Source organism: Cupriavidus sp. GW822-FHT02D05, from assembly GCF_058802485.1.
In genome coordinates, this window is sequence record NZ_JBXAOE010000006.1 from 239,890 (window position 1) to 252,519 (window position 12,630).

General features: G+C 61.8%; 11 protein-coding genes and 1 pseudogene. 5 read left to right on the forward strand and 7 right to left on the reverse strand.

All coding sequences use genetic code 11. From position 1 onward, the window contains the following. Positions 1-200: 200 nt before the first annotated feature. From AC1RQK_RS10520 to AC1RQK_RS10540, 5 genes are all read right to left on the reverse strand, one after another. Positions 201-1,217, reverse strand: coding sequence for a Bug family tripartite tricarboxylate transporter substrate binding protein (locus AC1RQK_RS10520; protein ID WP_492808979.1), 1,017 nt, complete (start codon positions 1,215-1,217; stop codon positions 201-203). A gap of 77 nt (positions 1,218-1,294) precedes the next feature. Beyond that, a complete protein-coding gene (locus AC1RQK_RS10525) occupies positions 1,295-2,764 on the reverse strand; it encodes an FAD-dependent oxidoreductase (RefSeq protein ID WP_492808981.1) in 1,470 nt (489 codons plus the stop codon). A 23-nt stretch (positions 2,765-2,787) separates the two neighbouring features. Continuing rightward, positions 2,788-4,263 (reverse strand): aldehyde dehydrogenase, encoded by a 1,476-nt coding sequence (locus AC1RQK_RS10530; RefSeq protein WP_492808983.1) that lies wholly within the window; start codon positions 4,261-4,263, stop codon positions 2,788-2,790. Between the two features lie 117 nt (positions 4,264-4,380). Further along, a complete protein-coding gene (locus AC1RQK_RS10535; RefSeq protein ID WP_492808985.1) occupies positions 4,381-5,601 on the reverse strand; it encodes an amino acid aminotransferase in 1,221 nt (406 codons plus the stop codon). A gap of 136 nt (positions 5,602-5,737) precedes the next feature. Beyond that, a complete protein-coding gene (locus tag AC1RQK_RS10540) occupies positions 5,738-6,643 on the reverse strand; it encodes a LysR family transcriptional regulator (RefSeq protein WP_492808987.1) in 906 nt (301 codons plus the stop codon). 130 nt (positions 6,644-6,773) lie between these two features. Here AC1RQK_RS10540 and AC1RQK_RS10545 point away from each other — a divergent pair, with 130 nt between their 5' ends. From AC1RQK_RS10545 to istB, 3 genes and pseudogenes are all read left to right on the forward strand, one after another. Continuing rightward, on the forward strand, positions 6,774-7,076 hold the full coding sequence (locus AC1RQK_RS10545; protein ID WP_492808989.1) for a hypothetical protein: 303 nt from the start codon (positions 6,774-6,776) through the stop codon (positions 7,074-7,076). Positions 7,077-7,666: 590 nt separating this feature from the next. After that, positions 7,667-8,017, forward strand: a complete 351-nt coding sequence (locus AC1RQK_RS10550) for a hypothetical protein (RefSeq protein ID WP_492808990.1) — start codon at positions 7,667-7,669, stop codon at positions 8,015-8,017. A 160-nt stretch (positions 8,018-8,177) separates the two neighbouring features. Further along, a pseudogene (istB, locus tag AC1RQK_RS10555) lies at positions 8,178-8,854 on the forward strand (IS21-like element helper ATPase IstB); the annotation flags it as partial. Positions 8,855-8,920: 66 nt separating this feature from the next. On the opposite strand, the gene AC1RQK_RS10560 reads toward istB, so the two are convergent. Together AC1RQK_RS10560 and AC1RQK_RS10565 are read right to left on the reverse strand one after the other, a co-directional pair. Further along, positions 8,921-9,367: a ProQ/FinO family protein gene (locus tag AC1RQK_RS10560; protein WP_492808992.1), complete on the reverse strand. Its 447-nt coding sequence runs from the start codon at positions 9,365-9,367 to the stop codon at positions 8,921-8,923. A gap of 93 nt (positions 9,368-9,460) precedes the next feature. After that, positions 9,461-10,687, reverse strand: coding sequence for a tyrosine-type recombinase/integrase (locus tag AC1RQK_RS10565; RefSeq protein WP_492809097.1), 1,227 nt, complete (start codon positions 10,685-10,687; stop codon positions 9,461-9,463). Positions 10,688-10,831: 144 nt separating this feature from the next. Between AC1RQK_RS10565 and AC1RQK_RS10570 the strand changes: the two genes are divergently transcribed. Continuing rightward, positions 10,832-11,899, forward strand: a complete 1,068-nt coding sequence (locus AC1RQK_RS10570; protein ID WP_492808994.1) for a DNA-binding protein — start codon at positions 10,832-10,834, stop codon at positions 11,897-11,899. Between the two features lie 324 nt (positions 11,900-12,223). Continuing rightward, positions 12,224-12,484, forward strand: coding sequence for an H-NS histone family protein (locus AC1RQK_RS10575; protein ID WP_309406782.1), 261 nt, complete (start codon positions 12,224-12,226; stop codon positions 12,482-12,484). Positions 12,485-12,630 lie beyond the last annotated feature (146 nt).

Consider the following 12,630-nt stretch of genomic DNA (forward strand, 5'->3'; position numbering starts at 1 on the left):
GTGTCCCGCCGCCTGCCCCGCCAGATCCACGCGCGGCCCCCGCCGGTTCGCGCCGCGCGGGGCTTTTTCATTGCGGCGTGTTTTGGACTGCTCTCATAATCAGGATGTCTCTGCTCGGATCCGAAGGCACATAGGAAGAATAGGGTTGACCTAATAAAATATTAGTACGCACCATTCGCAGAATTAGTGATCTGCAACACTTACTCTTCCACGCGAATGCGAGCGGCCTTGACGGCGGCTCCCCAACGTTGGTTCTCGGCTTGAACAAATTCGCCAAACTTTTTGAGGTCGATAGTGATCGGTGTATAACCCATGTCCGCCATTCGCGCTCGGAACTCGGGTTGGCTGGTGGCCCGGGCGACTTGGACTTGAATCGCATCCACAACCGCTTGCGGCGTGTTCGGCGGCGCCAGTATGCCGAACCAAGTATCGGCATCGATGGCATAGCCACTTTCCGTCAGAGTTGGGACGTCTTTGATCGACGGAAACCTCTCTGGAGAACTAAGAGCGTACAGTCGCAGTTTGGTCTTGTTGGCAACTGCCAGTGGCGTCGGGATAAACGCGTAATCGACTTGGCCTCCCATGACTGCGGTCATGACGGGCGCCGCGCCTCCAAAGGGCACTTCGAGCATGTTGTCAATTTGAGCTTTTGTTTTCAAAAGCTCCATGCCCATCTGCGCCATGCTGCCCGGTCCCCAGTGCCCATAAGAGAGGGAGCCTTTCTTGGCTTTCGCGACAACATCCTGCACAGTCTTTGTGTCAGCGTCAGGCCTGCTCGCCAAGACGAATCCCATCTTTGCCACGGGGGCAACGGGACGGAAGCCGTTGGGCTGGAATTGCACCACCTTCTTGTGAATGTGCGGTGCCACGGAGATGAAGTCAGCCGCAGCAAACAGAAGCGTGTAGCCGTCTGCCGGCGATCCATAGACCACGTTGGCACCAATGACGCCGTTCGCGCCGGGCCGGTTCTCGACCACAATTGCCTGCCCGAGGTTGTTTCCGATGCCGGAAACTACTAACCGGGCCAAGACATCGGTCCCGCCACCAGGCGCATAGGGGACCACCAGACGGATGGGCTTGTTAGGAGTCCAGCCAGGCTGGGAAAGGGCCGGCTGCGAGGCACTAAGGGTCGCAACGAAGGCAAGGGCTGCCGTGGCTACACGCGTGCCTGCCCGCACGACTCCGGTGAGCCGTGGAATCTGAGTTCCGAGTTTCATGATTGTCTCTCGCTACTTTTGGTAGCTTGTGTTCTGGGAGCAGCCGTCCTAAAACGGCTGTGGGGACCACATCGATATCAACGCTTTTTCGACTGTGCGGCCGCATGTTCGCCGGCGAGCTTGCCAAACACGGCGCCACGCATCACGGAAGTGGCGCCGGTGTAAACCTGGTAGTAGAGCCCCGACGCTTCCCCAGCGGCATAAAGCCCTGGAATCGCCTTGCCATCAGAGTCTACGACTTGTGCATTGCGATTGACCTTGATGCCGCCGAACGTAAAGCAGATGCCAGGCATGATCGGGTAGGCGAAGTACGGGCCGGTGTCAATCGGGCGTGCCCAGTTTGACTTGGGCGGCACAATGCCGACGGTGCTGAGGTTGTCGACCTCGAGGGGACGAAACTCGCCAGCTTGGCAGGCGCTGTTATACGACTGTACGGTTCGCTCAAGGGCATCTGGTGGGATGCCGCACTTAGCGGCCAGCTCGGCGATTGTCTCCCCTCGCAACGGTGGTTGATCGGTGCGTATGCCCTTCTTCCAATTTGGCACGTCATTGATTCGTTCATCGAAGATTACGTAGGCAAGGCCGTCGGGCTGGTCCTTGAAGGCTCGCGATATATGGTCATAGTGCACGTCGACGGGGCCCGGCGCTTCGTCAGTAAAGCGCTGACCAAGCTTGTTGACAAGGATCCCGTAGGGGAAATTCATGACCAGCGCCTCGACTTGAGCTGATCGAGGGTCGAGGGGCTCGGCATGAAAAGAGCTAAAGTCCCCGGCCGGCGCCGCGCCGAGGTCCAACGCCATCCGAATGCCCTCGCCCTTGTTGTAGTACCCGCCCCGCGCCACCGGTCGGACGTATCTGGCTGCATGGCCGAGATACTGGGTCAGCATCTCTTGATTGCCCTCAAAGCCGCCCGAGGCGATGACTACGTTGCGGCCGAGCAGCTCAAACGCATCCCCTTGCGCATCGACAAGGCTCAAACGAAGATCGCCACTCGTATCGCGTCGCGCCAGTCGTGTGGCCGTGGTTTCGTAGAAAAATTTCACGCCAAGATCGGAAGCGTGCGCGTGCAGGGCTTCGATCATGGCAAGCCCTCCACCGACCGGCATTAATCGCGGTGCAGCAGCAGTGACAAAGTACGTTGGCAGCGCGTCGAAGCGAATGCCAAAGGACTGCAGCCACTGCACAGTGGGTCCCGCCTCGCATGACAACGTCGAGAGCAGTTCCGGATCCGGCATGCCGTGGGCCTTGACGTACGGGGGCCAGTCTTCGTACGGCGCGGCCATGCTTCGAATCACGTTAGGATCAAGATTGTCACCTGCATTGGCGCTGAGCAACTCATCGAAATCGTCGCTGACTTCCGAATCGCTCTTCATGCGGAAGTAAGCTTCTGTCCAACGTGTGTTGCCGCCGAATTCTTCGCACGTGGCACGTTCGAGAACCGCCACGCCTACGCCTTGGCTGGCTGCAGCCACAGCGGCAGAGAGTCCAGAGATGCCGCAGCCGATTACCACTACATCGAAGCGCGCGGCACTGTTTGCAGTGCTCATGATATGTCTCCTCTCGAAGGGGTTCAGTACTTGCGAATGAACGGGTCCGGCATTTCCAGGTCCGTGGAGATCCAGACGCTCTTGGTCTCCAGGAATTCCTTTACCGCTTCGATTCCGCCTTCCCGACCCAGGCCGCTGTCTTTGTACCCGCCAAATGGCGTCGTGAAGCTGGTAGAACGATAGTTGTTGATCCAAACTGTGCCGGCTTGCAGTCGTTCAGACATGTACATCGTGCGGTGCAGGCTCTTCGTCCATACCCCGGCTGCCAAGCCAAAGCGGATATCGTTGGCAATACGCAGTGCGTCATCTTCGTCCTTGAACTTGAGCACCGACAGCACGGGACCGAACACCTCTTCCTGCGCAATTCGCATGTTGTTCGTTACGTTCGTGAAGATGGTGGGCTCCACAAACTGGCACGCGCCATATTCAGGTCCGGTGGGTACATTGCCACCGAATGCGCACGTCGCACCTTCCTCCTTTGCGATGCGAATGTAGTCGACGACCTTCTCGAACTGGGGGCGGGTCGCCACAGGGCCCACTTGGACATCGGAGCGCGATGGATCTCCCAGCTTGGCCTTGCTCGTAATGGAGATCAGGCGCTCAACAAACTCGTCGTGGATGCTCTCCTGCAGCAGCAGGCGCGAGCCGGCCATGCAAGTTTGACCGCCGGCGGAGAAGATGCCCGTAATGACGCCGTTGGCGGCATTGGTCAGGTCGGCATCCTCGAAAACGATATTGGGGGACTTGCCTCCGAGTTCCAGAGTCACTTTTTTGAAGTGCTTGGCGGCAGCCATGTTGACGCGGCGGCCGCCTTCGTCACCGCCCGTAAAGGCGATCATTGGAACGAGCGGGTGCTCGACCAGCGGCTCGCCAACGTCTTTGCCAAAACCGGTGATGACATTGAACACGCCCGGGGGGAACCCAGCCTGAACGAAGAGCTTTGCAAGCTCCAGCAGGGAAACGGACGTGTGTTCTGACGGCTTGGCCACGATGGTGTTGCCTGCGCACAGCGCGGGTGCCACTTTCCATGCGGACAGCAGTAGGGAAGAATTCCAAGGCGTAATGGTACCGATTACGCCGATAGGCTCTTGCCGCGTGTAGTTGAAGACCTTCGGCTTGTCCATCGGCACAACGGAGCCGTGAATCTTGTCGGCCATGCCGGCGTAATAGTAAAAGTACTTGGCCACATAGCCGACTTGACCCCGAACTTCGGTGCGCAGTTTGCCGTTGTCACGCGCCTCGACTTCGGTAAGAAGATCGAGGTTCTCTTCGATCAGCCCGGCCAGCTTGTAGAGCAGCATACCCCGCGTCGTGGGGGAGAGCTTTGACCATGGACCATTCAGCGCGGCATGCGCAGCCTGCGCTGCACGGTCCACGTCCTCACGGGTGCCGCGCGGGATCTGTGCCCACGGCTCACCGTTGTACGGGTCCAGAGAATCGAACCATTCGCCCTGTTCGGGATCGACGAATTCGTTATTGATGAAGAGCTGGTATTGCATGGAAGTGTCCCCTGTGATTGGTAGGATGGTCAGCGACTTGTCGCTTCCTGTATGTAATTCTGGTCGCAGCGCTACTTGCTGACAAACGAGAAGAACTCCAGAGAAGATGAGGTTTTGTCACGAACTCAACGCGGCTGCCTGCGCCTGGAAGGCGCAGGCCATCGCTTTGGCAACTTGTTCGAGGTTGCGGCTGTTCAGAGCCGCCACACAGATACGCCCGGTGTCTACGCCATAGATCCCGTGATCCTCACGTAGACGCTGCATCTGCACCGCGTCGAGCCCTGAATAGCTGAACATGCCCTTCTGTCGCGTGATGAATGAAAAATCCTTGTCGATGCCGTACGACTGAAGAGCCGTGGCCAGATGTTGGCGGACTCGAAGGATGCGAAGTCGGATTGACTCTAACTCGGCCTGCCAATGCTCTCGTAGTCCGGGCGTTGACAGTACGGTCGTTACGAGGCGACCGCCGTGCGAGGGAGGGTTGGAATAGTTTGTGCGGATCAGGGCCTTAAGCTGGGAGCGAACGCGTGGGGCAGCCTCCGTGTCGGGGCAGACGACTGACAAGGCGCCAACGCGCTCGCCATACAGCGAGAAGTTCTTTGAGAACGAAGTGGCAACCAGGAAGGGCAGACCCGACGAAAGGAAGGTCCGGACAACGGCCGCATCATCCTCGAGCCCATCGCCAAAACCCTGATACGCAATGTCCAACAAGGGAATCAGCTGTCGGCGCGCAATCGTCTCCATGACTGCCGACCACGCTTCTGCTGGTAGATCATATCCGGTAGGGTTGTGGCAGCAGGCGTGGAGCACCACGACGCTGCCTGGAGCAGCCGACGAGAGATCTGCAATCATGCCGTCCAAGTCCGGCGTCTTGGCGCCGGCGGACAGATAGCGATATGTACCCAGATAGAGTCCGGCGCCACCAAGGACGCCGCGATGATTGTCCCAGGTGGGGTCGCTAACCATCGCGCGATCAGCACCCCCCCATTGTCTGAGGAAGTCTGCCGCCAGCCGCAATGCGCTGGTACCTCCCACGGTTTGTACCGTCGCGATTCGGCGCGCATCCGAGAGGTTGGCCATTGGCCCAAACACGACGGGAAGCACGGCATCCTGGAATGCGGTTGGCCCGTCGATTGGCTGGTAACCTCGGGCAAGGCGGGATGCAACGAGCGAAGCCTCCGCTTCCGCAACGCAATCGAGAAGGGGTATCTTGCCGGAGTCGTCGTAGTAGACGCCAACGGCGAGATTGACCTTGTCATTGCGAGGATCTTGGGCAAACTGCTCGTTCAGCCCAAGGATAGGGTCCCGCGCCGCCATTGGTATGGTCGAAAGAAACATCTTGAACTCGCTCTGCATTATTGAGCTAGTTATTTTCCGGACGACCCACTAGGGCGTAAAACGAGTTTTTCTCCACTACTCGTGCGTTCGACGCAAGTATCTGGCCGATACGTGCCGTATGGGGCACACAAAGGAGTTACTTTAGTCTCGCACTGAATTCCGCCTCAATGCCAACAACCCAGTCCCGGAACACCTGGACCAGTTCCGAGTCCTTCTTGCGTTCGGGATAGACGAGACAGTAGCGCTTCTCATGCTTGAGCGTCAGGTCGAACGCCACCACCAAGTCGTTGCGTGCAATCTCGTCCTGCACATAAAAGCGCGGTACTAGCCCAGCGCCTAAGCCGGCCCGAGCAGCTTCAATCACCATGCCGTATAGCTCGAAATGCATGCCCGGAACAGGCGTGAAGTCGGCTACTCCGGCCAATTCAAACCAGTGCTTCCACGCCTCCGGCCTTGTGGACTTATGCAGCAGTGGGACCGCCGCCAGATTCGAAGGAGTCGACAACGACTCCACGTCGAAGTATCGGGGGCTAAGAATTGGGACCAACTCCTCGGCAAATAAGTCCACCTTCACCACATTGGTCCAAGATGGGTGATCGAAGTTAAGGGCTGCGTCAAAGTTCGTATCGTCGAAGCGGAAGGGAAGGGGCCGCTCGGACAGATTCAGGATGATGTCAGGATGCCGTTCCTTGAAGTCTCGCAGCCGAGGGAGAAGCCACCTATTGGCGAAGGTAGGAATAACCGCGAGTTCCAGAACCCCGCCGACGCCCTTGTGAGACATCAGTGCCGATGTGTGTGCCTCAATGTCAGATAGGTTCCGCGCAATGTTCTTGAGATAAAGGCGGCCCGCATCGTTAAGGACCACTTGTTTGCGAACGCGCGTAAAGAGCTTCACGCCGAGAAAAGTCTCCAACGTCGCGATTTGCCTGCTAACTGCGCTTTCGGTTAGACAGACTTCGTTTGCAGCGCGGGCAAAGCTGCCTTGCCGGGCTGCTGCCTCGAAAACCGTCAGCGCAATAGTGCTGGGAATGTTGCGTCTCATGAGTGATACCTGCAGTGCATGCGAAAACCGCATCATTTGCTGATTATTACGCAATTGCAGTAGGAGGGTCGGATGCCGATACTTCGGAGTTACCCGCAGCAGAGCAGGGAAGCGATAAAAGGAGACAAGTATGGGCCAGAGCCTAATGCACCGGATCCGGGAGGCCATGGTTGAGGCGGCGCCGTTCGAGCCTCTGGTCAGCCACCATGACCGCGATGTGGCCATCACGCTATTGCGCCGGGCACTCACAAGAGGTGATGCGGAAGAAACGCTTGTTTATCTCGCGGCTGCCGTTGAGCTCCGGGCCTTCATCTCGGAAGACATTTGGCACCATTGCCGTGACGCTGCCGACGATAGCGGCGACGCCGCGCTCTGCCGCCTCTTTCGCAGCGCGCGTGGACGGTCCTACATCTCACCAATCGTGCGCAAATGATAACTAACCGGCATGTGCCCAAGCACGTGAGCGCGGTAAACAGTACCGCCTATGAACTCATCTCTAGGTTCGTCATGGCCGCTGTCGGGTAGGCACGACCGCCTCTTGCTGACCCGTAGCGGTCAAGCTCACCCCGTTGAAGCCGGGTGCGAGATTTGGGAGCATGTTCTTTCGCACTAAAAGACGCTACGGTGCTCACGGCACGCCGAATGCGCTATAGAAATGCCGAGCGGCGTCGATAGTCAGCGCGCTCAATGAGAGACAATCGGCTGAACGGTCCGGGTGCAGTGCGTAGGGTTCCAAGATAGAACTCACCAAGCAATCAGCCCGACCAACAGTTTTACGCGGTTGCCGCCGCGGAACATCTGCACCAGCGACTCGGGCGCTTGTTCCAAGCCGTCCACAACCGTTTGGAACGTCTGGAGACGCCCATCATCCCCACAGTCGCCGAATGTACGGCGAGCTGGCGTGTCGCACCTGGTTGCAGGCTCGCTCACGTCACGTGGTGTCGGTGCGCAAGCTGTGCGCCCGCCTCGGCGCCGGCGACCCGGCGATGCTGTCGAGCACGCTCAACGCGATCGAGGGCCGAGGTGGTGCGCGCGGGCCTCGCCGACCTGGCGTTGCCCGACATTCCGCTCGAGATCGCCGAGGCGATACGTGCGCTGTGGCAAGCGGCCGTCGCCGTTCAGCTCGACGACGTGGTGTGCCAGAAGCGCGAGGCGCAGCAGGCGGTCGAAACTGCGCAGGCCGCCCGCGCCGAGACCGAGTTGCGGGGGGCGGGGGCCTCCGTATTGGTCAGCGCGCGACCTCGTGACCCACGCACCTCAGTGTTGCTGTCGGACGTGTTGTCACACAACGGCGTCATTCATCAGTCGGCGGATATTCTCGAAGTTGCGGCTAGATGGTGTGGCGCGGTTCAAAGCGGATCAGCTTCAGGCTAGACGCGAACATGCACACGCCGAGCAGCGTAAATGCCCCTGCATAACCCGTGAAGGCGAGCAGGAAGGAGAACAGCCCCGGGCCCGCAACAGCGTAAGCGGGTCGCGAGCACCGTCTGTACTGTTCCGTAGAGTGACGCCAAAGTAGTTCCCATTACTAACACTACTCGAGCATGAACTTGCCGAGCGGGCCCAACGAAGAATTGAGCGTCATCGCACCGAGTCACGCCTGGATCCGACCAAGACGCTCGGCACCTTCGACTTCGGCGTTGTCCCCATGGTATCGAGGGTGCACGTGTTGGCGCTGGTCACCGGCGATTCGTGGCTCGAGAAGGTGCCACGATTCTCCTGCTCGGGCCGCCTGGCGGGGGCAAAAGTCATCTTGGAGGTGCCATCGGACACCCCCTGATCGACGCCGTATATCGCGTGCTGTTCACGCGCACCGGCGAAATCGTGCAGAAGCTCCAGGTTGCTCGTCAGAGTCTGCAACTGCCTTCGGCGCTCGCCAAACTAGACCGCTTCGACTTGAGCATCCTAGACGATCTGTCGAATGTGAGGAAGGATCAGGCCGAAACCAGCGTCCTGTTCGAGTTGATCTCTGAGCGGTATGAGCGGCGAAGTCTCCTGATCACGGCCAATCAGCCGTTCTCCGGCTGGAATGACGTCTTCCCGGACCCAGGCATGACGGTGGCCGCCATTGACCGGCTCGTCCATCACTCGACGATCTTCGAGCTGAATGTTGAAAGCTATCGGCGTGGCAAAGCCAACGACAAACAGAAGGAGCGCCGCCGTCAATTACCCACTGACAACCCGGATGGAGCGACAACCATGACCACTTGACCAGCGATAATCACCTCGGCCGAGCGGCCAAGATGTTTGTCTGTAAACTGGGCATCCTGCTTGACGCTATCCAGCGCGCGCGGAACGTTGGGCTTGCAGTCCCTGCGCCCGCTTCTCATCGGCCTGGGCCACGTGTCCCGCCTCCTGACCCGCCAGATCCACGCGCGGCGCGCCTTCCACCAGGCAGGTCCAGTAGCGGGTGCCGCGGCACCAGGTGCGGATCGCATCGCGCAATGCGGGCTCCGTTAGGCCAAGTTCCTGCGCGTGCTGGACGAGGTCCTCGAATATGCCGATCTTGAGCGGTACCTTGGGTGCCGGACTCTTCGGAAAGGTTTGCGGGAAGCGTTTTTGCAGCTTCACGATGGCTTGCAATACCGGATCGACAGGCTTAACGGGTTTCGCTGGGCGGGCCGAAACCGTCGGGGGTGCGCGACGCGTCTTGGCCGGTGGCGCGGCTTTCGCCTGCTTTGCCAGTTGTTCCTTCAGTGCCGCCAGTTGTTCGAAGCCCATCATGCCCAACCATTAAAAACGTCGTGCAATTTTAGCAGTCCGTCGCGATTCGCCTCGCCGCCCACGCCGCGGCGGGGCATTGACCATGGCCGCCCGTCACCCTTCGCGCGTCCACCCGATCCGGTGACGTTCCTGCGTGGCCTCATGCCGCGCATCGTCCTCCGTATGCAGATAAGCGCTGGTCGTGGCGATGGAAGCATGCCCGAAATTGTCCCGCACGAACCGCAGGTCCACCTGCTGGTCGGTCATGTGCGACCCCGCGGTATGGCGCAGCCAGTGCGCCGAGGCACTGGCCAGCACCTCGGCCCGGTTTTCCCACTCGGGGCCGCGCGTGCGCAAGCGCTCGGCCGCCAGCGCGAAGATCTCCTTGAGCACCAGGTGCAGGGCGCCGCGCGACAAGGGCTTTTCCTTGCCGATGATCGGTAGCAGGATCGGGCGCTCCTCGCCGGGGTGCGGGGCGGGCGGCAGACCGTGGGCGCGGCGATAGCGCGCCAGTTCCACCATCAGCTCATCGGTGGCCGGCACCAGCCGCGTCTTGCTGCCCTTGCCGGTCACCTCCAGCCACCAGCGCTCGACGCCCTCCCGGTCGCGCCGGCAAAAAAAGGCCCCCATCCGGGTCTCGGCCACCTCTGCCGCGCGCAGGCCGCCGAGGTACAGCACGGTGAGCAGCCAGCGGCAGCGCGCCGCGTGCAGCCGCTCGCGCTCGGTGGCGGTGTCGTTCGCACCCGGCATCGCCTCGATGGTGTCCTTGACCACCTGCCACATGGCGTGGCTCAGGTAGCGCGTGACCCTGGGCTTGGACTGGCCGCGCCGGCTGCGTGCCAGGGAGAGCGGATTGCCGGCGAGGTAGCCGGCGTCCACCAGCCAGGCGAACAGCGTATTGAGGATCACCATCGCATGCCGCGCGCTGGCCGGGGAGAGCGGGCCGGCGAACGGCCGCCAGTCCGGCGCGCCGCGTGCGAGCTTCTTGCGCGACGCCATCACCCAGCGCCAGGCCGGTTGCGGATCGGCCAGGAAACGCTCGTACAGCAGCAGGTCCTCATGCGTGAGCGACGACAACGGCTTGCCGTGCTGCAGGACGGCCCACAGCAGCAGCCGCTCCACCTCGCGCCGATAGGTCTGCAGCGTGGCCGGCGTGTCGGTATAGCGTGCCAGCCAGGCGGTGACGGCGGCCAGATCGTCAGTGGCCGAGATCTGCGGAGTGCCGCCGCGCGCCCGGTTGCTGCCGGCGGCGCCGGAGAGCGCGGCGGGCAGGCGCAGGCGCTCGATCGGGGTGGCCGGCAGGGCGGTGAAGGCAGTGTGGGGGAGCGGGGTGGGTTCCATCGGTGCGGTGGGCGTCATGACGTGAGTGTAGCCGTAATTCTAGACAGAATGACACTTATGTCTAAAGAGTTGCTATTTTATTCAGTAAACTAACGTATTACGTAGTAATATAATAGAAAACTCCACGAACGTTCCACGTAGAACATGACAGCCAGCCCGCTCGATCACCCGCCGCCCACGCCTGGCGACGCCGCCCCAGAGGCCCAGCTCGCCGCCGACGTGGCCGCGCTGCGTGCGCAGTTCCCCGAGACCCGCGCGCTCTACCGCGAGGTCTGCGCCTTGCTGTTCTTCCGCTACGGCATCACCCCTACCGCCAACAAGCTCTACGGCCTGGTGCGCAAGGGCAGCATGGGCACGCCGACCGAGGTGCTGGCGCAGTTCTGGCAGGATTTGCGCGGCAAGATGCGCGTGACCATTGACCAGCCGGGGCTGCCGGATGCGCTCAAGGCGATCGCGGCCGACGCCGTGCAGTCGATCTGGCAGGCCGCCAACGAGGCCGCTAGCGGCGAGCTGGCCGCCTTGCGGGCGGAGGCGCGGCTACAGGCGAGCGAGGCGGAAGCACAGCGCGACCAGGCGCGCGCCGCGGTGGTGGTGGCCGAGCAGGAGACCGCCGCCGTGCGGGCCGAGCGCGACGCCGTCCAGCGTGCGCGCGCGGCGCTGCAAGGGGAACTGGACGCCGAGCGCCAGGCCCACGCGGCCGCGCAGGCGCGTCACGACGAGAGCAAGCGCCAGGTCGAGGCGCTGGAGCGGCAACTGGGCGAGATGCACACGCAGTTCTCGGCGGACCTGGAGCGCACCCGCGAGCAGGTGGTGGTGGCACAGGAGCGCGCCAGCGCCACCGAGCGCCGCGCGCTGCGCGAAATCGACCAGGAGCGCACGCTGCGGCAGAAGGCCGAGCAGGCGGTCGCGGACCTGCGCACCGAACTGGCGGCCGTGCAGGCGAGGGCGCAGGAGGCGGCCGTGGCCGGCGCCGAGGCACGGGCGCGGCTGCAGGCCGAATACGACACGCTCAGCCGGCAGCTGGCGCAGGCAGAGCAGGCGCTCGAACGAGGGCAGGCGGCACAAGACGGGCTGCGGGCCGAACTGGAAGCGGCGCTGCGGCAAGCCGAGCGCGCACAAGCCGAGACCACCGCGGCGCGCCGCCTGGCAACGACCAGGCGCCAGGTGCCAGCGACCAAGACCAAGTTGAAGTTCAAGGCCGGGCCGGCATGAGGAGGGGAGGGGGCGAGGATTTGTCCAGCGCGCCACGGGAAAAACCGGTAGACGGGCCTTGTGATGTTGTATGACAGAGAACTCAGCGGGCGGCGACGAATTTGTCCACCGCGCCACGGGATAAGGCTGCGTACAAGCCGCGCGGGGGCAGATGGCTGACGGGGTCAGTCGACTTGATTGAAACTCAAGCAGCGAAGGCGACCACGCCCTCCCGCCGGCACGGATTCCCGCAGCAGCCATCACCTAGAACCCCCCTGAGTCCAACGCTGCCACAGACGGCACCACCCGGGATCCGGCGCCGCCCCAAATCTCTTCACCTACACCATGTCGATCGAAATCGAGCGCGCGCAAGCGATTACCTGGATCCGCATCCAGATGGCCCAGCACGGCCTGACCCTGTCCCACCTGCAGGCCGCGGGCTGCTTTGCCGAGCCTCCGCCGACCCCAGCGCCTGGTGCGGTGCGCTATCGCAACGCGCACGGGCAGGGCTGGGACGGCCGCGGCGCCATGCCGGAGTGGCTGCAGCGGGCGGTCCACGCCGGGCAGACGGTGGAACACTTCCGGGTCGTCGCTACGAAGCAATAGCTGACCACTGCCGCAGAGCCAAAACCCGGAGGAGCATCCCGGGTGGAAGCGTCGACGGGAGCATGCACTGCTAGAATCGTGCGAGGGTCTATTAGGAAGCGCTACTGAAGAGGCCAAGGTACTGCAGCATCTGCCGCGGGGAAGCC

Bases quoted from the DNA above. Each gene is read 5' to 3' on its own strand.
- AC1RQK_RS10520 (WP_492808979.1), bottom strand. From the start codon at position 1,217: ATGAAACTCGGAACTCAGATTCCACGGCTCACCGGAGTCGTGCGGGCA.
- AC1RQK_RS10525 (WP_492808981.1), bottom strand. From the start codon at position 2,764: ATGAGCACTGCAAACAGTGCCGCGCGCTTCGATGTAGTGGTAATCGGC.
- AC1RQK_RS10530 (WP_492808983.1), bottom strand. From the start codon at position 4,263: ATGCAATACCAGCTCTTCATCAATAACGAATTCGTCGATCCCGAACAG.
- AC1RQK_RS10535 (WP_492808985.1), bottom strand. From the start codon at position 5,601: ATGTTTCTTTCGACCATACCAATGGCGGCGCGGGACCCTATCCTTGGG.
- AC1RQK_RS10540 (WP_492808987.1), bottom strand. From the start codon at position 6,643: ATGAGACGCAACATTCCCAGCACTATTGCGCTGACGGTTTTCGAGGCA.
- AC1RQK_RS10545 (WP_492808989.1), top strand. From the start codon at position 6,774: ATGGGCCAGAGCCTAATGCACCGGATCCGGGAGGCCATGGTTGAGGCG.
- AC1RQK_RS10560 (WP_492808992.1), bottom strand. From the start codon at position 9,367: ATGATGGGCTTCGAACAACTGGCGGCACTGAAGGAACAACTGGCAAAG.
- AC1RQK_RS10565 (WP_492809097.1), bottom strand. From the start codon at position 10,687: ATGGAACCCACCCCGCTCCCCCACACTGCCTTCACCGCCCTGCCGGCC.
- AC1RQK_RS10570 (WP_492808994.1), top strand. From the start codon at position 10,832: ATGACAGCCAGCCCGCTCGATCACCCGCCGCCCACGCCTGGCGACGCC.
- AC1RQK_RS10575 (WP_309406782.1), top strand. From the start codon at position 12,224: ATGTCGATCGAAATCGAGCGCGCGCAAGCGATTACCTGGATCCGCATC.